The following is a 22,744-nucleotide window of genomic DNA, read 5'->3' on the forward strand; positions in this document are numbered from 1 at the left end:
ACTCTCGAACTCGGACAAAACCTCAGGTGAGTGCTGAGACAGGGCCTCCGACGCGGCCGGGGCCCGGTAACCGGGCTCAGCGGACCGGCAGCGCTCGTACCATCGCGATCCGGGGGCGGACCATGATCCCCGCAGCCTCCTCGATCTCCCACTGCCGTTCGAGCTCAGGGCCCCATCGCGCCCTGGGAAGCGCGCCGAAACCACGGCGCTCGTACCAGGGCCCGTTCCAGGGGACGTCCTCGAAGGTCGTGAGAGTGACCCGGTCGTGCCCATCGTCCAAGGCGTTGGCACAGACCGCTTCCACCAGGGCCCCTCCGATCCCGCGCCGCCCGTGTCCGGGGTGGACCGCGATCTGTTCGAGGTGAGTGGCCCCGTCCAGGGTCACCGTGGCGGCCAGCCCGCACACCCGCCCGCCGGCGACGGCCACCAGGACCCGGTCCGCGTGCTCGATCACATCCCGGGGATCGTCCGGCGGAAGTTCCAACCCGGCCTCCGCGAAGAGCGCGTCCGCCGCCAGGGACACCTCAACAACGTTGTTGACGTCCCCCGGCACCATGGGACGGATCATGAGTGACACGGCCACCTCCTGAGCACGGGTTCGCGGGTCAGATCGATCATCGCGCACGACTGACGAAGCGGCCAACGGATTTGCGTGAGCCCCACCAGGTTCAGCGGCGCAGGCGCAGACCCTTCGGGGTCACGTGGAAGCCCGCGGACACCAGCGCGCCGTCCACCGGGGTGCCGAACACCTCCGCGCCGTCGGCGCGCTCCACCGTCAACGACTCCACCGCACCCGTGCGCACCAGCTCCGCCACGGCGCGGGCGGCCCGAGCCAGCAGCGCCGGAGGCGAACCGAAGGTCAGCACCGAGCGCCCGCCCCGGCCCAGGTACAGAGTGAGTCGGCCGCCGTCGATCACCACCAGCGCTCCGGCCGTGCGGCCCGGGCGGTGCGACTGACCGATGCCCTCCGAACCGGCCGGCCAGGCCAGCGCCGCTCCGAACGGGTTCGCGGGGTCCGTGGCGGCCAGCACCACCGGGGTTTCGGGCCCGCCGGGTTCCGCACCGGAGAGGGCCCGCAGCCGGTCCACCGCGCCGGGCAGGGCGAACTGCGCACCGCCCAAGCCTTCCACGAAGTAGCCCCGGCGGACCTGCCCGGCCTCCTCCATCGAGCGCAGCACCCGGTACTCGTCCGGTGAGATGCCCCGTCCCTGTCGGCCCTTGAGCAGCAGCCCGTCGCGTTCCAACCGGGCCTCCACCCGGGCCAGCGTGCGCCGGGTGGCATCCGGGTCGGGCACCGGCAGCGCCGACCAGCGGCCCGCCGCCGTGGGCGGGCCCGAACGGGTGGGCATCACCGGGCGCCGCCGGGTACGGGAGGAGGACCGGCGCGGCGCGGGCCCGGCGCCCAGTACCGCGCGCAGCGGGGCCAGGGTGTCGTTGGTGACACAGCCCGCCCACACCAGATCCCACACGGCCGCCACCAGATCGGTGTCGGAGACCACCGCCCCGCCCAGGGCCCGGGCCACCCGGTCGGCGACGTCGCGGAAGAACAGCGCCCCGCCCTCCCGCAGCACCCCCAGGACGGTGCCGGCCAGTGTGCCCTCCTGAGGAGAGAAGGGTTCGGGCAGCAGCAGGGGTGCTTCATCCGCGGGGACCAGGGTCAACCAGCCGTCCTCACCCGGCAGCGTCCCGGTACCGGCCCACACGACCTCACCCGCCTGGGTGAGCGCGTCCAGCCCGGCCGGGGAGTAGCCCTCCACCCGGGCGGGCAGCACCGTCGACTCCAAAGCCGACGCCACCATGGGCGCGCCCCGCAACGACTCCACCGCCTCGAACACCGCGTCCGGGCCGCGCAGCCGCTCACCCGGCACGGCCCGCTGCCACAGCGGCAGGAACCGGGCCAGCCCCGAGGGGGCCACTGGCTCGACCTCCCGGCGCAGCCGGGCGACCGACCCCCGCCGCAACCGGCGCAGCACGTCGTCGTCACACCACTCGGTGCCCGCGCCGCCGGGCCGGAACCCGCCCCGCACCACCCGGCCGCGCCGGACCAGCTCCCGCAGCGCGCCCTCCACCACGTCCGCGGCCAGACCCAGCCGTTCAGCGGCCTCCGCCGAGGTGAACGGCCCGTGCGTGCGCGCGTACCGGGACACCAGGTCCGCCACCGGTGCCGCCACCGGTTCCAGGAACACGGCGGGCACCCCGGGCGGCGGTTCGGCGCCCAGGGCGTCGCGCAGCCGCGCCACGTCCTCCACAGCGCACCAGCGTTCGGCCCCGGCCACCCGCATCCGCACCGCGCGCCCAGCCGACGCCAGTTCGGACAGCCACTCCTGGCGCGCACCCCGCTCGGCCGCCTCCGCGGTGCTCAGCGGGCCCACCTCCCGCAGCAGGTCGGCGGCGCCCTCCAGGTCCTTCACCGGGGCGGCCAGCCGCTGCAACAGGGCGCCGGTGCGCGCCACCACCTCCGGGTCCAGCAGCTCCCGCAGGTCCGCGCTGCCGAGTAGATCCGCCAGCAGCGACGGATCCAGGGTGAGCGCCTGCGCACGCAGCTCGGCGGCCGGGGCGTCCCCCTCGTACAGGAACGCCGCCGTGTACTCCATCAGCAGCGACCGGGCGAACGGCGAAGCCCGCCGGGTCTCCACCTCCACCACCCGCACCCGCCGCGCCCGCACATCGGAGAGAACCTCCGCCAGCGCGGGCACGTCGAACACGTCCCGCAGGCACTCGCGCACCGCCTCCAGCACGATCGGGAACGACCCGTACCGGCCCGCCACCGAAAGCAGGTGCTGGGACCGCAACCGCTGCTGCCACAGCGGCATCCGCCGGTCCGGGCGCTGCCGGGGCAGCAGCAGCGCCCGCGCCGCGCACTCGCGGAACCGGGACGCGAACAGCGCCGACCCGGTGAGCTCATCGGTGACCAGCGCCTCCACCGCCTCCGGGGGTATCGACACCAGTTCGGCCAGCTCGCCCGCCCGGCCGATCCCGCCCAGCTCCACGTCCGGCAGACGCAGCACGATCCCGTCGTCGCCGTGCACCACCTGCCCGTCCGTACCGAACCGCTCGCGCATCCGCCCGGCGATGGCCAGCGCCCACGGCGCGTGCACACGCGCGCCCAGCGGGGAGTGCACCACCGCCCGCCAGTCGCCCACCTGGTCCCTGAAGCGCTCGATCACCACCGTGCGGTCGTCGGGCACACTCCCGGTGGCCTCCCGCTGCTCGGCCACGTACTCCACCAGGTTGTCGGCGGCCCACCCGTCCAGCCCCGCCGCGGCGGCCAGCTCACGCCCGGCACCGTGGTCGCGTCCAGCCAGCTCACGGGTCATGGCACCCACCGCGCGCCCCAGCTCCACCGGGCGACCGAGCGCGTCCGCCTTCCAGAACGGCATCCGGCCGGGCCGCCCGGGCGCGGGGGAGACCATCACCCGGTCGGCGGTGATCGCCTCGATCCGCCACGAGGTCGAACCCAGCACGAACACGTCGCCCACCCGCGACTCGTACACCATCTCCTCGTCCAGCTCACCGACACGCGTGGGCGCCTTCCTGCCGTTCGCGTCGCCGTCCGAGGCCAGGTGGACCCCGTACAGGCCCCGGTCCGGGATGGTGCCGCCGCTGATCACCGCCAACCGCTGGGCGCCCGGCCGGGCCCGCAGCACGTCCTCCTCTCGGTCCCACACCACCCGCGGGCGCAGCTCGGCGAACTCGTCCGAGGGGTAACGGCCCGACAGCATGTCCAGCACCGACGCCAACACCGAGTCGGCCAGATCGGCGAAGGGGGCCGCCCGGCGCACCAGGGCGGCCAGCTCCACCACCGGCCGATCGTCCATGGACACCATCGCCACGACCTGCTGCGAGAGCACGTCCAGGGGGTTGCGCGGCATCTCCAGCCGCTCGATCCCGCCCGTGCGCATCCGCTCGGTCACCACCGTGGTCGCCAGCAGGTCGCCCCGGTACTGGGGCAGGAACACCCCGCGCGAGGTCTCGCCCACCTGGTGCCCCGCGCGCCCGACCCGCTGGAGCCCGCTGGCCACCGACGGCGGAGCGGCCACCTGGACCACCAGGTCCACCGCGCCCATGTCCACGCCCAGCTCCAGGCTGGAGGTGGCCACCACGCAGCGCAGCCGCCCCTCCTTCAGGTCGTCCTCGACGAGCGCTCGCTCGGCCTTGGACATCGACCCGTGGTGGGCGCGGGCGATCACCGGCGCCCCGCCCCGGCTCTGCCCGGACTGCGCGATGACCTGCGCGGCGACCTCCTCCTCGGGAAGACCGCCGTCGACGCGTTCGGCGTACAGGTCGTTGAGCCGTGCGCACAGCTTCTCCGCGGTGCGGCGGCCGTTGGTGAACACGATGGTGGAGCGGTGCGCTTCGACCAGCTCCAGGACCCGGCGCTCCACGTGCGGCCACACCGAGCCCCGGGCCATGGTGTCGCCCGCGCGCGGGTCCGGGGGCAGGCCCTCGGCGGTCGCGGGCGGGCTGCCCGGATCGTCCAGGTCCGGGACCGGGGCCTCCACCCGCAGGTCCATGTGCGGGGTGTCCGGCGGCGCCACGATCGTCGCGCCGCCGGGCCCGGCAGCGGTGCCGTTCGCACCCGTGCCGCCCAGATACGCCGCGACGGTCTCGCGCGGGCGCACGGTGGCGGACAGGCCGATCCGTTGGGCCGGGCGCTCCAGCAGCTCCGACAGGCGTTCCAGACTCAGCGCCAGGTGCGCGCCGCGCTTGGTCCCGGCCAGGGCGTGCACCTCGTCGACGATAACCGTCTCCACCCCGGACAGCCCCTCACGGGCCTTGGAGGTGAGCACCAGGAAGAGGGACTCGGGGGTGGTGATGAGCACGTCCGGAGGGTGGGTGGCCATCCGGCGCCGTTCCCGGGCGGGGGTGTCCCCGGTGCGCACGCCCACGGTGACCGGGGACAGGCTCTCGCCCGAAGCCTCGGCCGCCGCCGCGATCCCGGCCAGCGGTTGGCGGAGATTGCGCTCCACGTCCACCGCCAGGGCCTTGAGCGGTGACACGTACAGGACCCGGCAGCGCCTGGCGCGGTCCTCGGGAACGGGTGCGTGGGTGAGCCGGTCCAGGGACCACAGGAAGGCCGACAGCGTCTTCCCGGAGCCGGTCGGCGCCACCACCAGGGTGTCGTCGCCCGCCGAGACCGCCCGCCAGGCCTGCGTCTGGGCTTGGGTGGGGCCGTTCGGGAAGGCCCGTTCGAACCAGGCCCGGGTCGCCGCTCCGAAGGGTTCCAGGGGGTCGCGCGCTCCGCTCATCCCGCCAGTGTGCCCAAGGGCTCCGACAGACCGGGGGAGGACACCCGGGACCGGGGGCCGACGGAAACCGGGGGGCTGACGGAAATCCGCCCGAACCCGTCCTGTGGACAACTCCCCCGGCGCTTGCCCCGGTCACCCATACTGGAGCCGATGAGACTCACAGCTTTCTGGAACAACATGCACGCCCAGTTCGGGGAGGGCTACGCGCACAGCCTGGCCAAGGACTTCGTCATCGAGCAGCTCGGCTCCCGCACCATCAACCAGGCACTGGCCGACGGCATCGGGGCCAAGGAGGTCTGGCGCGCCGTGTGTGACGCGTTCGACCTTCCCGCCTCCGTCCGCTGACCCCGCCGGTCCCTGCCGCACGTAAAAACCGAGATGGTCGGGGTTTACGCCAGACTTCGAACATGAGTTCGGGTAGTCTGGGTTTCCGGCACCCGGACGTCGAACGTCGTGATTGTCGTACCGACCGCGTAGCGTCAGGCGCACTATGAAGAAAAAGACATCGACCCAACAGGGGAATCCCGTGGCATCTGGAGACCGAGACAAAGCTCTCGAGACAGCGCTCGCGCAGATCGAGCGGCAGTTCGGCAAGGGCTCCGTCATGCGGCTGGGCGACGACGACCGCCCGCCGATCGAGGCGATTCCCACCGGCGCCATCGCCCTGGACGTGGCCCTGGGCATCGGCGGCCTGCCCAAGGGCCGGGTCGTGGAGGTCTACGGGCCCGAGTCCAGCGGTAAGACGACCGTCGCCCTGCACGCGGTGGCCAGCGCCCAGAAGATGGGCGGCATCGCCGCCTTCGTGGACGCCGAGCACGCGCTGGACCCCGAGTACGCCAAGAAGATCGGCGTGGACACCGACAACCTCCTCCTCTCGCAGCCGGACACCGGTGAGCAGGCGCTGGAGATCGTTGACATGCTCATCCGCTCGGGCGCCGTCTCCATCATCGTGATCGACTCCGTGGCGGCCCTGGTGCCCCGCGCCGAGATCGAGGGCGAGATGGGCGACAGCCACGTCGGCCTCCAGGCCCGGCTCATGTCCCAGGCGCTGCGCAAGATCGCCGGTGCCCTGCACACCACCGGCACCACCGCGATCTTCATCAACCAGCTCCGGGAAAAGGTAGGGGTGATGTTCGGGTGCATGAACTACAGCACCCGGGTGACCCTCGCCGACGGTACGCAGGAGAAGATCGGCAAGATCGTCAACCAGAAGATGGACGTGGAGGTCCTCTCCTACGACCCCGAGCGGGACGAGGTCGTCCCCCGTCGTGTCGTCAACTGGTTCGACAACGGCGTGGCTGACCACTTCCTCCAGTTCACCGTGGCCCGTTCGGGCAAGAACGGGCGCTCCCAGTTCGCCGCGACACCCAACCACCTCGTTCGGACCCCGGGCGGATGGCGTGAGGCCGGAGAGCTCCTTCCCGGTGACCGGGTGCTCACCGCGCAGACGCACTACCTCAACGAACAGCAGCGACAGGTGGTCTTCGGCTCCCTGATGGGCGACGGAAGCCTCTCCCCCAACACCAGCGGGCGTGACGGAACGCGCTTCAGGATGGGGCACGGGGCGGCGCAGGCCGACTACCTCGACTGGAAGGTCTCCCTGCTCGGCAACATCGGGTGCAGCCGGACCAGTAATGACAAGGAAGCGGTCTTCGCTGACTTCACCCCGCTGCCCGAGCTCGCAGAGCTGCGTGAAGCCGTGTACTTCGGGGACGGAAAGAAGCACCTGAGCTGGGAGTACATCAAGGCGCTCACGCCGATGGCGTTGGCTGTCTGGTACATGGATGACGGTTGCTTCACCGTGCGGTCCAAGGGCGTGCAGGCCCGAACCGAGGGTGGCAGCGGCCGTATCGAGATCTGTGTCGAGGCGATGAGCCCCGGAACCCGGGACCGTCTCGTCGACTACCTGCGCGACACCCACGACCTTGACGTCAAGCTGGTCGCGCGCGGCAGTGCGCGCAAGTACTTCATCCAGTTCACCACGGCGGCCAGCGCCCAGTTCCAGAAGCTGGTAGCGCCGTACGTGCACGAGTCCATGGCCTACAAGCTGCTGCCGCGTTACCAGGGACAGTGCCAGGTGGCCCTGGAACTCTCCGAGCCGGTGGAACGTCTGGTGGCTTCGCCGATCCTGGACATCCAGGTCAAGCCGGAGACCCGCAGCATGCACAAGTTCGACATCGAGGTGGAGGGCAACCACAACTACTTCGTCGACGGCGTCATGGTGCACAACAGCCCGGAGACCACCACCGGTGGTAAGGCGCTGAAGTTCTACGCCTCGGTCCGCCTGGACGTACGCCGCATCGAGACGCTCAAGGACGGCACCGACGCGGTCGGCAACCGTACCCGCGTCAAGGTCGTGAAGAACAAGGTCGCGCCGCCCTTCAAGCAGGCCGAGTTCGACATCCTCTACGGTGTCGGCGTCTCCCGCGAGGGCAGCCTCATCGACCTGGGCGTCGAGCACGCCATCGTGCGCAAGTCGGGTGCCTGGTATACCTACGACGGCACCCAGCTCGGCCAGGGCAAGGAGAACGCCCGCAACTTCCTGCGCGAGAACGTCGACGTGGCCAAGGAGATCGAGAAGAAGATCAAGGAGAAGCTGGGCATCCCCGGGCAGGGTGACGACAGCGCCTCCACCCCCGCCAAGGACGAGGCGAAGGCCGACCCGGCCAAGCCCGAGGAAGCCAAGGCCCCCGCCAAGCGCCCCGCTGCCAAGACCACCAAGGCCGCCGCCCCGGATGCGTGAGCGGCGCGGGTCAGCTGACCGCACCGGAACGGCCGAGGCCGACCCGGTGAGCGCCGACGAGGAAACCCCTCCGGGCGGGTCCGTCCCGCCCGGAGAGGACCTTGGGAACGGGCAGACCGAGGACAACGGAGACCTGGAGAACAAGGCCAGGAACCTGGTCCTGCGGATGCTTACCCACTCCCCGCGAACCCGCACCCAGCTGGAACGCTCCCTGCACCGCCGGGAGTACCCGGACGAGGTGGTGGAGAAGGTCCTCAACGGCCTCGACGAGGCCGGGCTGATCGACGACGCCGCCTTCGCCCAGGCCTGGGTGAATTCACGGCAGTACAGCCGACACCTGTCCCGCCGTGCCCTGACCCAGGAGCTGCGCACCCGCGGCGTGGAGGAGGAGACCGTCCGCGAGGCGGTCGCCGAGGTCAGCGACGAGGACGAACAGGACGGTGCCCGCGCCCTGGCCCGCAAGAGCCTGCGGGGCAGCCGCAGCAAGGAGAAGGAGGTCCGGATCCGCCGCGCTCTGGGCGTCCTGGCCCGTAAGGGCTACCCGGGCGGCCTCTCCTACCGCATCGTCCGCGAGGAACTCGAACAGGAAGGCCTCGAAGCCGACCTGGATCACCCCGGCTTCTGAACCCGCGGGTCCAGAAGCACTCGGCTGGAACGTCTGAGCGGGGGGCACCCTGCTGGAGCTCAGGAACTCAGAGCCCGTCTGTTGCCCCGGCGGGCGACCGCGGTGCGTTACCTCTGAGGGGGTGGTATCCGAGTGCCCTGGAAGTCGGCCCAGTGGCTCAGGGCGGGGGCCAGCTTGGCGGCGGTTTCCGGGGCGCTGTGTTCCAGTTCCCCGACGAGGACCGTGACGAGGGCGGACAGGGCCCGGCTGATCTCCGGGGCCGCCAGGGAACGGGGCAGGGTCGGTTCCAGCGCCTGCGTGAACTCCTCCGGGAGCAGGTGGGCGCCCTTGGCGTACTCCGTGGGCAGACCCAGCCGCAGGCAGGCCAGGCTGATGACCTGGGTGCGCAGCGCGCCGAGCCAGTGCTCGGCCTGCCACAGGCGTCCGCGTTCCAGGCACACGCGCACGTGCCGGACGTGGTGCCAGGCGAGGCCGACCAGCAGGTAGGGCCGGGGCGCGGGGAAGGGCTCGCGTACGGGGTCCGGACCGAACAGGGATCGCCAGCTCGGGCCCCGGGCGCCGTACTCGGCGCTGGGGAGGAAGGACACGTCGACCTCCACCCCGTTGGCCAGCAGGTACACCCGAATGACCCGTGCGTCCGGGGCGGGCAGGTCCCAGTGGTGCAGGATCCCGAACTCCGTGGCTAGCCACTCTGTCCACGCGGCCGCCACGGACTCGGGCGGGTGATCCACGCCCAGCGCCACATCCACGTCGGACCAGCGGTCGGCGTCGCCGGTGCCGAGCGAGCCGGTGAAGGCCGCGGCGAACACCGCCTCGTCCGCCCGGGCCCGTTCGATCAGCCGGTCCTGTACCTGGGCGAGGGCTTCGGCCTCACTCACTCCCGCTCCGCCGCCCTCTCGACCGGCGCCTGCTGCACCGGTTCCCGGAGCACCGGTTCGCCGGTTCCGGCGGTCACACCGGAGACCGGGGTGACCTCGGGGAGCGGTTCGGCGACGGGCAGGTCGTCCTCCGGATCCGCGGTGCGGGGTTCGGGGGGTTCTGTGGTCAGCTCCATCGGGGCCACGTCCGGCTCGAAGCCGAACACCTTGGCGTAGAAGGCCAGCTCCGTCTCCAGGGTGCGCACCCGCGCCGTCTCGGTGCGGAAGCCGTGCGCCTCGCCCTCGAACTCCAGCAGCGCGTGCGGCACCTGCCGCTCGCCCAGCGCCGCTGCCATCCGGAAGGACTGGTCCGGGGTGACCACCTTGTCGTCCAGGCCCTGGAACAGCAGCACCGGGACGTCGATCTCGCCGGTCCGGTTGATCGGAGAGCGCTCCCGGTAGGTCTCCACGAAGCCCGGCAGTGTTCCGATCAGGGTGTCCAGGAAATGTGACTCGAAGTCGTGCGTGGTCTCGACCAGACCCAGCAGGTCGGCCACACCGAAGTACGACACCCCGCAGGCGAAGGTGTCCCCGGTCAGCGCCAGCAGGGCGGTGAGGCCGCCCGCGCTCGGGCCGCGGATGGCCAGGCGCTCGGGGTCGGCCAGCCCCCGCTCCACCAGGGCCCGGGCCGCGGCGGTGCAGTCCTCGACGTCCACCGCGCCCCACTCCTTGTGCAGGCGCTTGCGGTAGGAGCGCCCGTACCCGGTGGAACCGCCGTAGTCCACGTCCACCACACCGATCCCGCGGCTGGTGAAGTAGGCCTTGACCAGGTCCAGCGAGCGGTCGGCGTGGCCGATCGGGCCGCCGTGCGCCCACACCACGTACGGGGCCGGGCCGTCGGAGGAGACCTCGGGGTTAGTGGGCGGGTACACGTTGGCGTGCACCGTCGCCCCGTAGCGGCCCGGCAGTGTCTCCATGTGCGGTTGGGGCAGGTAGGCGGGGTCCACCGGCTCCGCCATGGACCGCTGGAGCACCTCCACCGTGCGCTGGACCGGGTCCAGCCGCACCAGGCAGCCCGCGGTGCCCGCCGAGGCGGCGATCGCCACCACGCTGGTGCCGTCCGAGTCCAACTGCGACCACGAGGTGAGTTCGGTGCTGACCGGCTCCAGGTCCAGGGTGTCCGGGTCGTACACGCTCGGCCGCATCGCGGTGTCGCCGTGCAGGGCCACGATCTTCCCCGAGTCCAGCACGCGGAAGCAGCGGTCGCCCAGCCGCCACGGCGGGGAGTGGAACTCCTCCTCCGCCGGGTAGAGGGCGATCGCCTGGCCCTTGAGCCCGGCCTGGTAGAGGTTCCAGAAGCCCGGCCAGTCCGAGGCCAGGTACAGCGTGGAGTCGTCCGCCCAGACGGGGGAGAGCACGGACTCGTCCACCCCGCCCTTGACCGTGTACTCCCCGACCAGGCCGGACTCGGTCAGCTCGCCCACCCGCAGCTCGGTGCCGTCCCAGGGCATCCTCGGGTGGTTCCACCGCACGTAGGCCAGGCGGGTGCCGTCCGGGGAGGGCGTGGGGGAGGCGTAGAAGTGCGACCCCGAGACCAGCTCACGGATCGCGGCCGGGTCCTGGGCGCCCCGTCCGGACAGCGGCACCGACACGATCGAGCGGCGCGCGGTGCCCTCCGCGTGCTGCTCGCGCACGCACAGCAGCTGCTTGCCGTCGCTGCTCAGCGCGGGGTCGGCGTAGCGCAGCGCCCCGGGCACGACCGGCTCGGGGGTGAGCGGGACGGGTTCCCTGGCGCCGCGTTCCAGCAGGTACAGGCGCTGGTCCGCTGAGTTGGCGAAGACCACGCCCACGCGGGCGATGGCCTTGTCGTCGCGACGGGGGACCGGGAGGTAGGAACGGCCGCCGTACTCGTGCACCCTGGTGCCCACGCTCCAGGGGACGGGCAGCAGGTCGTGCACGGTACCGTCCGCGTCGCGCCGCACGAGCGTCGTACGGCCCTCCTCGGACGGGCGGTACTCCTCCCACCAGACCTCGCCGCCCAGAACGGAGGGGTACGCCATCTGACGCACGCCTCGGGCGACGTCACCGGCGCTGATGGGTGATGGCCAGGAGCCGTGGGGGCTCGACAGTTCAGACATGTCCCGCTCAGGATGGGTCGTGGGTGTGATCAGATGACATGTCGACCTTAGTGCCCAGGTTCCGGTTGGGGGAGAGTACAAATCATCCTGTATCGCTCCCGGTTTCCGTCACCCCCGCCGTGCCCGCTCCGGCGCGTCGTCACTCACCCGACAAGCCTTGTCCGGTAACGCTTAGCGGGGGTGTGAACACGACCCGGACATCGTTTTCCTTTCGTGACGCCGGTGACACAGGCGAGGCAGGGTGGGGAGCTTATGATTTCGCGGATATCACGTGGTGGCGGATGGGTATCGGGTGGCTCCGGATACGGGTCGGTTCGCGCCGGTTCCGAGCCGGACGCCCGGGGAGGGAACATCGTCACCGAACTGCTAGAGAGGATGCCAGCGATGAGCAAGGGACGCAGGACCGCTCGGATCTCCGTGGCGATCGCCGCGGCCGGCGTGGTCGCGTTGTCCGCGTGCGCGGCGCCGGACGACGTCGAAGGTCCGGGCTCCGGCAACGGCGACGGGGACGTGGAGGAAGTGTTCCTCCAGCTGGCGACCGGTTCCACCGGCGGCACCTACTACCCGCTCGGTGGTGAGATCGCCCAGCTGTGGGGTGACAACATCGACGGCCTCCAGGTGGACACGTTCGCCACCGGAGCCTCCGTGCAGAACCTCAGGGCTCTGGAGGGCGCCACGGAGGACGAGGAGGCCGGCGCGATCGACCAGAGCGAACTCATCATGTCGGTCAACGGCGTGGCGATGCAGGCCCAGAACAGCACTGGTCCGTTCGCGGACGAGCCGCTGGCCAGCCCGGACGACCTGTACGCCATGGGCAACATCTACCCCGAGGTCATGCAGGTCGTCGTCCGTGCCGACTCGGACATCGAGACGATCGCGGACCTCGAGGGCGCCAACGTGGAGATCGGTCCGCCCGGCAGCGGTACCGAGGTGGCCGCCCGGCAGATCCTCGAGGCCTACGGCCTGGACCCGGACAGCGACATCAACCCGTTCGACAGCACCTTCGGCGACGCGGCCACGGCGCTCGGCGACGGTCAGGTCGACGCCGCCTTCGGCATCCTGTCGGTTCCCGCCGCGGGCATCATGGAGGTCTCCGCGAGCAACGACGTGCGCATCCTGGCGATCGACGGTGACGAGGCCGAGCAGCTGATCGAGGAGGACCCCAGCTACAGCCCGCTCACCATCGACGGCGGCACGTACAACGGTCAGGACGAGGACGTCGTCACCCTCACCCAGTGGGCGACCCTGTACAGCACGTCCGCCCTGGACGAGGACCTGGCCTACGAGCTCACCCGCGTGATGTACGAGGAAGCGGACTCGATCGGCCACGACGTCGGTAGCCAGGTGGTGCTGGAGACCGCTCTCGACGGTCTCGGTGACATCGAGGTCCACCCGGGGTCGGCCCGGTTCTTCGAGGAGCAGGGCATCCTCGACTGATGATCCTCCAAGGCGGGGCCGTCCGGTGGATACCGGGCGGCCCTGCGCTTGTGCTGGTTCTGTTGATGCTGACGGTGCTGTTGAGCGACTCCGCCGGGCCCGGGCCCGCCTGGTTCGGTGCTCGGGAACACGAGACCGGTGACGTGCTCCTGAGCCTGCCGGTCGAGCTGGGCCAGCGCGTCGAGCTCGTCCACACGCACTCCGTGCACCGGCGGCCGGTACACGAGGTCTACTCGGTCTCGGTCTCCGACGGGTTGCTGATGGAGGAGATCCGGTTCGACGCGCACGGCGCCAATCTTCCTTCGGGGCCCGAAACCATCGGCGGCGTGACGACGACCTTCGAACGCGTGGCTTCCGGGTACCGCGCCGACCACCACGGGCGCCCCCTCGGGACGGTCAGGATGGTGGTCGGCAGCAGGGACGTCGACCACCGTCTGGTGGTCGCAGACAAGGAGATCCGCCTACTGGACCTCGCGGAACCGGGCACGAGGATCGAGTTGTACACCTGGACGCACCTGCGTGATCCGGGTGAGTGAGCTGACGGCCGGGGAGGTCCCCGCCTAGGACAAGGACGTAGCTGATGACATCGGACCACAAGTCCCCCGGAGCGCCCGGGGGCGACACGCCTGACAGCGGGGGCACCGCTGTCAGTGAGCCGGGCTCCGCGGCCCTCAAGGGCATCGAAGAGGATCTTCAGGCTCTCGAGAAGCACGATTACACGGAGGACACCGGGGTCGAGGGCACCCGGACGGGGTTGAGCTCGATCTGGCGCTGGGGAGTGTTCTTCGCCGCTCTGGTCCTGGCGACCTTCCACCTGTGGACCGCGTTCACGGGCACTCTTCCGCCGCTGCAGCAGCGGTCGTTCCACCTGGCTCTGGGTCTCGGCCTGGTCTTCCTGCTGTACCCGACCAAGCACGGTCCGGAAGGGGCGCGCGGTCCCTTCTACGGTGCGAGCATGGCGTTCAGCGGCCTGCTGGTCTCCTACCTCGTGGTCGGCGCCGCCTCCGGCACCAACACCGCCATGTACCTGTACCTGCCGCAGTGGCTGTTCGGTGTCGTGGCGGCTCTCGTTCTGGGCGGGGCTGTCGGGCTCGTCCGGGCCAGGGGAGTGTCCGAGGACACCTCCCGAGCCCAACGGGGGGCGGGCTGGACGCTTCTCGTCGGCGCCGCGCTCATCTCCCTCGACATGGTCACGAGCGAGTCCGGCGGGGGGTTCTTCTTCCTTCCCATCCTGGGACTGGTGCTGGTCCTGGCCTCCACGGCCCTTTCCCTCGGCTTCCTGTGCTTCCCCCGGGTCTTCCCCGAAGCCCTCTGGCCCCTGGTCCGCCGCTGGGGCCTGAGCCTCACCGGCGCCGCGATCCTGATCTACATGCTCTCGGCCGGAATCGCCGGCTGGAACGTGGTCGGACCGGCGGCGCTCATCCTGATCCTGGTCCAGGCGTCCCGTCACGTTCCCCTGAAGGTGATGGGGATGCCCGCGTTCGACATCGTGCTGTCCGCGCTGGGTGTCTTCGCCGGCATGTACATGTTCGTCAACTACCAGGAGATCGCCAGGACCGTCGGGATCATGAACCCGACCTACGTGATGGTGGGCACGATCGGCATCCTGCTGATCATGGTCGCCGCCTCGCGCGTCCTCGGCGCCGCGCTGGTCGTGCTGTCCGGTGCTCTGCTGGCCTTCGCCTACTTCGGGCAGGCGATGCCGGGGTTCCTGCGGCACCGTGGTTCGAGCGTGGACCAGATCATCACCAACCTGTATGTCGGAACCGAGGGCGTGTTCGGTACCCCCCTGGGGATCTCGGCCACGTTCATCTTCCTGTTCATGATCTTCGCGGCGATGCTGCAGCGCACGGGCATGGAGCGGTTCTTCACCGACCTGGCGCTCGGAGCCACGGGCGCCTCCGTCGGCGGTACGGCGAAGGTCGGCATCGTCACCAGCGCGTTCTCCGGCACGATGACCGGAAGCTCGGTGGCCAACACCGTATCCAACGGTGCGTTTACCATCCCGATGATGAAGAAGTCCGGGTACAAGCCCGAGTACGCGGGCGCCGTCGAGGCGGCCTCCTCCACGGGCGGTCAGATCATGCCGCCGATCATGGGCGCGGGCGCGTTCATCATGATCGAGTTCACCGGCGCCTCCTACCAGCAGATCCTGACCGCGGCGGCGATCCCGGCCGTCATGTTCTTCGTGTCGCAGTACGTGGTCGTCCACTACGACTCCAAGCGGATGGGCATCGGCGGCCTGCCCAAGGAGATGCTCCCGAACCTGCGGCGGCTGCTGCTGACGCGCGGCTACCTGCTGGCGCCGGTCATCGCGATCTTCGCCCTGCTCTCCATGGGCTACTCTCCGATGTTCTCGGCGATGGGCGCGGTTCTGGCGACCGTCGGAATCAACCTGGTCTCGCAGATCGTCGCGATGCCCTGGAAGGTGGTCGAGGGGCGGCTGCGGCTCCGGGCGTTCGGTGAGGTCGTGTCGAGCGCGCTGCGCCTCTCCCTGCCGATCATCGTCGCCGCCGTCGCGGCGTCCGCACTGGTATGGGTCCTCGACAACGTGGTGACCGGGCTGGCCCGGGGGATGACCGCTCTGGTGGTCTCCGTGGGGATCGCGTTGATCGGCATCGTGCTGGTCGTGGCCTTCAGGGCCTGGAAGGAGACCAGTGACGACCGGCTGAACCTGCACACCCTGCTGGACGGTATGGTCGGAGCCTCCCGGCTGGCCATCCCCATCATCGTGGCCTGCGCCTCGGCGGGGATCATCGCCGGTGTGATCACCACCACCGACCTCGGTCTGAAGCTCAGCCGCGGTCTTTTGGGGATCGCCGATTCGGTCACCACGGCGTTGGCCAACCTGCTCACCGCGATCGCCGTGTCGCCGATGCTGTCGTGGGCCGGCCTGGGTCCGGAGTTCGGGGCCGAGGCGGTGGCCTCCATGCGCGTCGACCTGTTCCTGATCCTCTTCATGTCGATGCTCGCCTGCCTGATCCTCGGCATCGGCCTGCCGACCACCGCCAACTACGTCATCACGGCCACGCTGGCCGCCCCGGCGATCGTCGCGGTCCTGCAGGGCGAGTTCGACACGCGCACCCTGGCCATGATCCTGTCGGCGCACCTGTTCGTCTACTACTTCGGTGTGCTCGCGGACATCACCCCGCCGGTGTGCCTGGCGGCCTACGCCGCCTCCGGTATCTCCGGGGGCGATCCGATCAGGACCGGCTTCTACGCGGTGCGTATCGCGGTCGCGGCGTTCGTGATGCCGTTCATGTTCGTGTTCAACCCGGCCATCCTGCTCCAGGACGTCACGCTGTTCACCGGGTCTGTGGCCGCTGTCTCCGGTGTGATCGGTGCCGCCCTGGTCGCCCTCGGCCTCGTCGGCTACATTGACCGGCACCTCCAGTGGTACAAGCGTCTGGCCCTGATCGTGGGCGGACTCCTGCTGGTCTCCGAGAGCTGGCACACCAACCTGTTCGGACTCTTCCTGGTGGTCCTGGTCATCGGGTACGAGCGCTGGAGGACCAAGAAGGAGGGCGGACCCACCTTCGTTCCGCAGGTGGGATCGGAAGCCTCGGTACCGGGCTCCGCGACCGAGGCGGCGGAAGCCTCCTCGGGCAGGGACGCCGAGGACGGAAACCGCGACTGACCCTCGCCCACGGGCGTGCCCCGGGCCTTTCACCAAGGCCCGGGGCGCGCCCGCTTGCGTGTGTAACCGAACCGATTCCCCTCCAGGGCCGACCCGCCCCCGGCACGGGTTAGCCTGGAACGGTGAGCCAGAGTCGTACCTACCAAGTGCGGACCTACGGCTGCCAGATGAACGTCCACGACTCCGAGCGCCTCTCCGGTCTGCTGGAGGACGCTGGGTACGCTCGCGCAGCTGAGGACACCGCCGCAGACATCGTCGTCTTCAACACCTGTGCGGTCCGGGAGAACGCGGACAACCGCCTCTACGGCAACCTCGGGCACCTGCGTCCGGTCAAGGACGCCAACCCCGGCATGCAGATCGCCGTGGGCGGCTGCCTCGCCCAGAAGGACCGCGGCGAGATCGTGCGCCGGGCCCCCTGGGTGGACGTGGTGTTCGGCACCCACAACATCGGTTCCCTGCCGACCCTGCTGGAGCGCGCCCGCGTCCAGCGCGAGGCGCAGGTCGAGATCGCCGAGGCGCTGGAGCACTTCCCGTCCACGCTGCCCAGCCGCCGCGAGTCCGCCTACGCCGCGTGGGTGTCGATCTCGGTCGGCTGCAACAACACCTGCACCTTCTGCATCGTGCCCGCCCTGCGCGGCAAGGAGAAGGACCGGCGCCCCGGCGACGTGCTCGCCGAGGTGCGCGCCCTGGTCGAGGAGGGTGTCACCGAGGTGACGCTGCTCGGCCAGAACGTCAACGCCTACGGCAGCGAGTTCGGCGACCGCCAGGCCTTCTCCAAGCTGTTGCGCGCCTGCGGTGAGATCGAGGGGCTGGAGCGGGTCCGCTTCACCTCCCCGCACCCGCGCGACTTCACCGACGACGTCATCGAGGCCATGGCCCAGACGCCCAACGTGATGCCGCAGCTGCACATGCCGCTGCAGTCGGGTTCCAGCAAGGTCCTCAAGGACATGCGCCGTTCCTACCGTCAGGAGCGCTTCCTCGGCATCGTGGAGAAGGTGCGCGCGGCCATGCCGCAGGCGGCCATCACCACCGACATCATCGTGGGCTTCCCCGGCGAGACCGAGGAGGACTTCGAGCAGACCCTGCACGTGGTCCGCGAGTCCCGGTTCGCGATGGCGTTCACCTTCCAGTACTCCAAGCGCCCCGGCACCCCGGCCGCCACCATGGACGACCAGGTGCCGCCGGAGGTCGTCAAGGAGCGCTACCAGCGGCTGGTCGCCCTCCAGGACCAGATCTCCTGGGAGGAGAACCAGAAGCTGATCGGCCGCGAGGTCGAGCTGATGGTCTCCGAGGGCGAGGGCAAGAAGGACGGCGAGCACCGCCGCCTGTCCGGCCGCGCCCCCGACAACCGCCTGGTGCACTTCGCGGTGGGCGACTCCGAGGAGCCGCGTCCGGGCGACATGGTCACCGTCGAGGTCACCTACGCCGCCCCGCACCACCTGGTCGCCGACTCCGGGATCCGGAACCTGCGCCGCACCCGTGCCGGTGACGCCTGGGACGCCCGTCAGGGCAAGCCGGTCCAGGTGAGCAAGCCGGACGTCCTGCTGGGCATGCCGAAGATCGGGGTCCCGGAAGAGCAGCCCGCCCCCGTCGGCGGCTGCTGCGACGCCTGAGTCGAACGCGCACGCTGCGGCCCCCGCACCCCCGATCAGGGGGGTGGATTCAAGGGGTCATCGCAACACCTCGTTGATCACACGAGTGTATGCAAACGCTCGGCTGGAGTTTTCCAGCCGAGCGTTTTGCGTGGCCGACCGTTCAGCTTCTGAGCCACGTGCTCCAGGTCCAGCGGGCCGTGCACCGACAGATCGGTGCCCTTGGGAAAGTACTGGCGCAACAGCCCGTTGGTGTTCTCGTTCGACCCGCGCTGCCAGGGCGAGGCCGGGTCGCAGAAGAACACCGGCACCCCCGTATCCACCGAGAACCTTCTGTGACCGGCCATCTCGCTGCCCTGGTCCCAGGTCAAGGACCCGCGCAGATGCTCGGGCAGCGTCTGGACCAGAGCGCTCAGAACGCCTCCCACCGCCTCGGCGGTGTGCTCGCCGGGCAGGTGCCCGAGCATCACATACCTGCTCGACCGCTCGACCAAGGTGATGATCGCGGACTTGTTATGCGCCCCCGTGATCAAATCGCCCTCCCAATGCCCTGGAACAGCACGGTCTTCGACCTCGGCGGGGCGCTCGCTGATCATCACCATCGGATCAACGAACCGGCTCTGCCTGTGCTCGGAGGAACGGCGGGGCTTGCGTCGGATGCGTCCGGTGCGCAGCGCGGCGGCGACCTCGCGTTTGAGCCCGCCCCGGGCCTGGACGTAGAGCGCCTGGTAGATCGTTTCGTGGCTCACACGCATGTCCTGGTCATCAGGATGGTCCTCAACGATCCGGTTGCTGATCTGCTCGGGGGACCATTGTTCCTCCAACCCTTGGGCGACGTAGTCGCGCAAGGGGCCGGGGCAGGCGAGCTTGGCGGGTTTGGGACGCGCCCGCTGTGCGATGGCCCGGCGTTGGGCCGTATAGGCGCCGTAGGAGCCGTCCTGGCCACGGTGGTGGTCGAGTTCACGCTTGATCGTCGAGGCGGGTCGCCCCAGGTCGCGGCCGATCGCTCGCAGGCTCCACCCGGCCCGGTGAAGGTCAGCGATCCTCTCCCGCTCGTGCAGGGTCAAAAAGCGTGGATGCACCTGCCGTTCGAGTGCGTCCAACGCTGGTTGGGGGCTGGTCATGGGCTCTATGGTGGTCTGTCCGGTGGAGTAGTTCACCCGGCGGCCATCGGCATAGATCCTTGAGTTGCCGGACTTGCGTACCCCGCGGTCCCAGTCTTTGGCGGTGCGCTCGTTGATCCCGACCCGCCGGGCGGCCTCTCGGCGGGGCACAGCGCTCTGACGCAGGCGGTGGTACTCGTCTCGTGCTGGGTGGCGGCGCTGCTGGCGCCTGGAGCGTAGTCCGGCTTTGCGTGCCCAGGTGAACGCGGTGTTGGGGTTGATACCGAGCTTTCGGGCTACCTCGGTGACGTTCCCGGACTCGGTCATCAGCTCCAGGAACCGCTCCCGCAGCCGGGCCAGTTCTTGCTTGGAAAACGACACGGTGGTCGCAACCTCCCCAAAGTCAGGGTGTTGCGACCACCACTAGCTTGGCGTTTAACCTGCTTGCTTGGCTCCGGGGTGCCCCGTAGTGCCCGTTTTGTTCTTCTTGGGAACCCCGTATCGGGGAGCTGGACGCTTGTTCTGGCTCCCCACCGGACGCCCCGGACCAGGCCCGCAGGATTTCGGTGCACCCCACACACACCGGCAGGTCAGCGCGAATGTACCGAAACCCCCGACGCACCCGCGCCGGACTCATCCGGTCCGCTTCCACCAGCCGATGCCAGGGCAATCTGACCTGACGCGCCAACAACCGGGCCAGACGTAGCTGGGTATAGGCCACCACGACCAGCCAGGACCACCGGTCCGCCGATCGCGGGTCCCGTAGCCGGGGTGCGTTCCACCCCAACGACTGTTTGAGGAAGCGGAAGGTGTGCTCGATGTCGAACCGGCGCAAATAAGCCCACCACATCTGACTGACCTGCTCTGAGCGCATGCCGGTGGCTGAGGACCACAACCACAACGGTTTGGGATCGCGCCGCGAGGGCAAAGCCTGCACCTGCAACAACACCAGGGTGCCCTCGATCACCGGTAGCTCACCGGGGTGCTCGGCCCAGGCTGAGCGGTGGGTCAGCCGGGGATGCATCCGATCCCAGGAGCGCGCGGTGGCACTGCCGTAGCGGCGGGTGGCAGCGGTGGTCACCGTCTCCGGCTCGGGCCAGGTATCGGGGGCGGCCATCCGTAGGGCAGCCCCGTGTTTGGGCGGGCGCCCGTTGGCTGAGATCGGTCGGTGCTCGGCTGGGCCGTAGAGCACCCGGTTGGAGGGCAACCGGCCCACCACCTGAACGGGCAGATCAGCGAGCAGATAGGCCAGACGAGGACTGTCATAGCCCGCGTCAACCACCACCACAATGTCGGGATCGCCCTGCTGGTGGTGTTCAGCCCTGATCAATCGGGCGATCAGCTGGCGGACTTGGTGGGCGGTGACGGTGGTGGGGTCCTCGTCACTGTGCAGGCGGCGCAGGTCCAGGGGCGCGGTCCAGGAGGTGGAGCCCTCTTCCAGTGCGACGATCATGGAGTAGGGCCAGCCCGGGACCATCTCGGCCTGGCCGGTGCCGCGCCCGTAGGTGTGGCACCAGGCCCGGTCAGGGCTGGTCCAGGCGTCCGGGCGCAGCCAGGGGGAGACATCGCAGGCCAACACGATGCGCCCGTGGAAGCGGGGCAGGGGCAGCGAGGCCAGGATCGATCGCAGTTGGGTGGTGTCGATGCTTCCGTGGGCCAGGGCGGCGTAGGCCGAGCCGTGGCCGCGGTGGTGTTCGGGCTCCAGGGAGAGTTGTGCCAGGTGGCGCACGGGGGTCGGGGTGCTGACCAGGGCTTCGCAGACCTCGAAGAGGGCGTCAGCACGTGTGGTCAGGCAGGCGTGGAACTGGGAGCGGAATCGGGCCAATGTCGACAGTGGCTCGACAGGGGTGTGCTGGTGCAGCAGACTCATGGTGACGGCCTTCGTTGTGATCAGGTGTGTTCGTGGTTGAAGCACATGATCACGCGAAGGCCGTTGTGCTGTCCGGGAAACAACGAAGCCCGTGACCGGGACGGTATCCGGTCACGGGCTCGAGGTTAAACGCCAAGCTAGAACCCAAGGGGAGCGGGGGCCTCTTGTGTTCCTGATGTGTGCGTTAGATTCCGAGCCGCACGGGAAGTTCGCTCAGCCGCAGGGTCCCCGGGACGGGGTCGGGCAGCGGTGGGCGGCCGGGGACCAGGGAGAGCTCCGGGAAGGTCCGGAAGAGGGCTTCGAAGGCGATCTCCCCCTCCTGGCGGGCGAGGGCCGCGCCGAGGCAGTAGTGCATGCCGTGTCCGAAAGCCACGTGTGCCTCCCCGGGCCTGCCGTGGTGGCGGGTGATGTCGAAGCGGTCGGGATCCGGGTGGACGCTCGGGTCGCGGTTGGCGCCGGCGACCATCGCCACGGCCCGTTCCCCGGCCAGTACCTTCCCGGTACGGAGCTGGACGTCTTCCGTCGCGTACCGGGCCTTGGCCGTGACGGCGGTCCCGGCGAAACGGAGCATTTCGTGGACCGCGGCCGGGAGCAGGCCCGGATCGGAGCGGAGCAGGGCCAGCTGGTCCGGGTTCTCCAGGAGCGCGCGTGTGCCGTTGCCAAGTAGGTGAGCGGTGGTCTCGTGCCCGGCGACCACCAGGGTGAACACCAGGGTCACGAGTTCGCTCCCGGAGAGTCGGCCGCCGTCCTCGTCCCGCACGCCGATAAGCGCGTCCAGGAAGTCCCCGCGCGGCCTCTCACGGCGTTCGACGATCATCTCCTCGATGTGGTCGATCATCGCGCCGAGGGTCTCGTTCATCGCCTCGGGCCGGGAGGGGTCGAAACGGGAGAGCTGGTGGCTCCAGGCCAGCCACTGCGTCCGGTCGGCCTCGGGGACGCCCACCAGGTCGCAGATGACCGTGATGGGCAACGGGTAGGCGAAGTGCTTGATCAGGTCGACCACCCCGTCCCCGTCCGCGTGGGAGGGGAGTGCCGCCAGCAGGTCGGCGGCGATCCGCTCGACGCTCGGACGCAGATCGTTGACACGGCGCACGGTGAAGGTGCGCGAGACCAGCTTGCGCAGGCGGGCGTGATCGGCGCCGTCCTTGTCCAACAGGGACTCGGTGAGGTAGGTGACCAGATCGGGTCGGATGCCCAGGGAGTTCAGGGCGTGGGAGCGCCTGGCACCGGTCGGCCCTTCGGGCACGTTGTCCGCGTCCACGACGAACCGCCGGTCACTGAGGATGGTGCGTACGTCGGCGTCGTCGACGAAGGCCAGAGCCGCCTGGTTGTCGACGAACAGCACCGGTGCTGAGCCGCCCGCCGCCCGAATCCGTTCGATGACGCGGAACGGGTGTTCGGTGAACTCCGCTCCGCGCATGTTGATGGTCTCGGCGGAACCGCCGGGCTGCCGTGTGGCCGGGTTGGCGGACATATGGCCCTCCTCGGGAGGT

Annotated in this window: 14 protein-coding genes; 7 read left to right on the forward strand and 7 right to left on the reverse strand. The window is 70.0% G+C overall.

Annotated elements, in window-relative coordinates; translation table 11 throughout:
• Positions 1-76 precede the first annotated feature (76 nt).
• The gene (locus HNR07_RS00695; RefSeq protein WP_246420639.1) at positions 77-568 is read right to left on the reverse strand and encodes a GNAT family N-acetyltransferase; all 492 of its coding nucleotides are present in this window, start codon (positions 566-568) and stop codon (positions 77-79) included.
• A gap of 100 nt (positions 569-668) precedes the next feature.
• Positions 669-5,249, reverse strand: a complete 4,581-nt coding sequence (locus tag HNR07_RS00700; protein WP_184360548.1) for an ATP-dependent helicase — start codon at positions 5,247-5,249, stop codon at positions 669-671.
• Positions 5,250-5,399: 150 nt separating this feature from the next.
• Between HNR07_RS00700 and HNR07_RS00705 the strand changes: the two genes are divergently transcribed.
• The 3 genes from HNR07_RS00705 (at position 5,400) to HNR07_RS00715 (ending at position 8,617) form a co-directional block, all read left to right on the forward strand.
• Positions 5,400-5,594, forward strand: coding sequence for a DUF3046 domain-containing protein (locus HNR07_RS00705; protein ID WP_184360551.1), 195 nt, complete (start codon positions 5,400-5,402; stop codon positions 5,592-5,594).
• Between the two features lie 181 nt (positions 5,595-5,775).
• Entirely contained in the window at positions 5,776-7,992 is a 2,217-nt protein-coding gene (recA, locus tag HNR07_RS00710) for an intein-containing recombinase RecA (protein ID WP_184360554.1), read from the forward strand.
• On the forward strand, positions 7,985-8,617 hold the full coding sequence (locus tag HNR07_RS00715) for a regulatory protein RecX (RefSeq protein ID WP_184360557.1): 633 nt from the start codon (positions 7,985-7,987) through the stop codon (positions 8,615-8,617). The genes recA and HNR07_RS00715 overlap by 8 nt, the downstream gene beginning before the upstream one ends.
• A 107-nt stretch (positions 8,618-8,724) precedes the next feature.
• On the opposite strand, the gene HNR07_RS00720 is transcribed toward HNR07_RS00715, so the two are convergent.
• Both HNR07_RS00720 and HNR07_RS00725 read right to left on the reverse strand, forming a co-directional pair.
• Positions 8,725-9,495, reverse strand: a complete 771-nt coding sequence (locus HNR07_RS00720; RefSeq protein WP_184360560.1) for a nucleotidyltransferase domain-containing protein — start codon at positions 9,493-9,495, stop codon at positions 8,725-8,727.
• Positions 9,492-11,612 carry a S9 family peptidase gene (locus tag HNR07_RS00725; protein ID WP_184360564.1) on the reverse strand — a complete coding sequence of 707 codons (2,121 nt, stop codon included), beginning with the start codon at positions 11,610-11,612 and terminating at the stop codon, positions 9,492-9,494. The genes HNR07_RS00720 and HNR07_RS00725 overlap by 4 nt, the downstream gene beginning before the upstream one ends.
• A gap of 384 nt (positions 11,613-11,996) precedes the next feature.
• Here HNR07_RS00725 and HNR07_RS00730 point away from each other — a divergent pair, with 384 nt between their 5' ends.
• The 4 genes from HNR07_RS00730 to miaB all read left to right on the forward strand — a co-directional run bounded on the left by HNR07_RS00730 (position 11,997) and on the right by miaB (position 18,299).
• Positions 11,997-13,049, forward strand: coding sequence for a TAXI family TRAP transporter solute-binding subunit (locus HNR07_RS00730; RefSeq protein WP_184360568.1), 1,053 nt, complete (start codon positions 11,997-11,999; stop codon positions 13,047-13,049).
• Positions 13,050-13,114: 65 nt separating this feature from the next.
• Positions 13,115-13,585, forward strand: a complete 471-nt coding sequence (locus HNR07_RS00735) for a DUF1850 domain-containing protein (protein ID WP_246420013.1) — start codon at positions 13,115-13,117, stop codon at positions 13,583-13,585.
• Between the two features lie 44 nt (positions 13,586-13,629).
• Positions 13,630-16,686, forward strand: a complete 3,057-nt coding sequence (locus HNR07_RS00740) for a TRAP transporter permease (RefSeq protein WP_184360574.1) — start codon at positions 13,630-13,632, stop codon at positions 16,684-16,686.
• A 146-nt stretch (positions 16,687-16,832) separates the two neighbouring features.
• Positions 16,833-18,299 (forward strand): tRNA (N6-isopentenyl adenosine(37)-C2)-methylthiotransferase MiaB, encoded by a 1,467-nt coding sequence (gene miaB / locus HNR07_RS00745; RefSeq protein ID WP_312894054.1) that lies wholly within the window; start codon positions 16,833-16,835, stop codon positions 18,297-18,299.
• A gap of 77 nt (positions 18,300-18,376) precedes the next feature.
• On the opposite strand, the gene HNR07_RS00750 is transcribed toward miaB, so the two are convergent.
• The 3 genes from HNR07_RS00750 to HNR07_RS00760 all read right to left on the reverse strand — a co-directional run bounded on the left by HNR07_RS00750 (position 18,377) and on the right by HNR07_RS00760 (position 22,725).
• On the reverse strand, positions 18,377-19,762 hold the full coding sequence (locus HNR07_RS00750) for an IS30 family transposase (protein WP_449406846.1): 1,386 nt from the start codon (positions 19,760-19,762) through the stop codon (positions 18,377-18,379).
• A gap of 22 nt (positions 19,763-19,784) precedes the next feature.
• Positions 19,785-21,251 carry an NF041680 family putative transposase gene (locus HNR07_RS00755; RefSeq protein WP_221318664.1) on the reverse strand — a complete coding sequence of 489 codons (1,467 nt, stop codon included), beginning with the start codon at positions 21,249-21,251 and terminating at the stop codon, positions 19,785-19,787.
• A 184-nt stretch (positions 21,252-21,435) separates the two neighbouring features.
• On the reverse strand, positions 21,436-22,725 hold the full coding sequence (locus tag HNR07_RS00760) for a cytochrome P450 family protein (RefSeq protein ID WP_184360581.1): 1,290 nt from the start codon (positions 22,723-22,725) through the stop codon (positions 21,436-21,438).
• Between the last annotated feature and the right edge of the window lie 19 nt (positions 22,726-22,744).

The organism is Nocardiopsis metallicus, from assembly GCF_014201115.1.
GTDB classification, from domain to species: Bacteria; Actinomycetota; Actinomycetes; order Streptosporangiales; family Streptosporangiaceae; genus Nocardiopsis; species Nocardiopsis metallicus.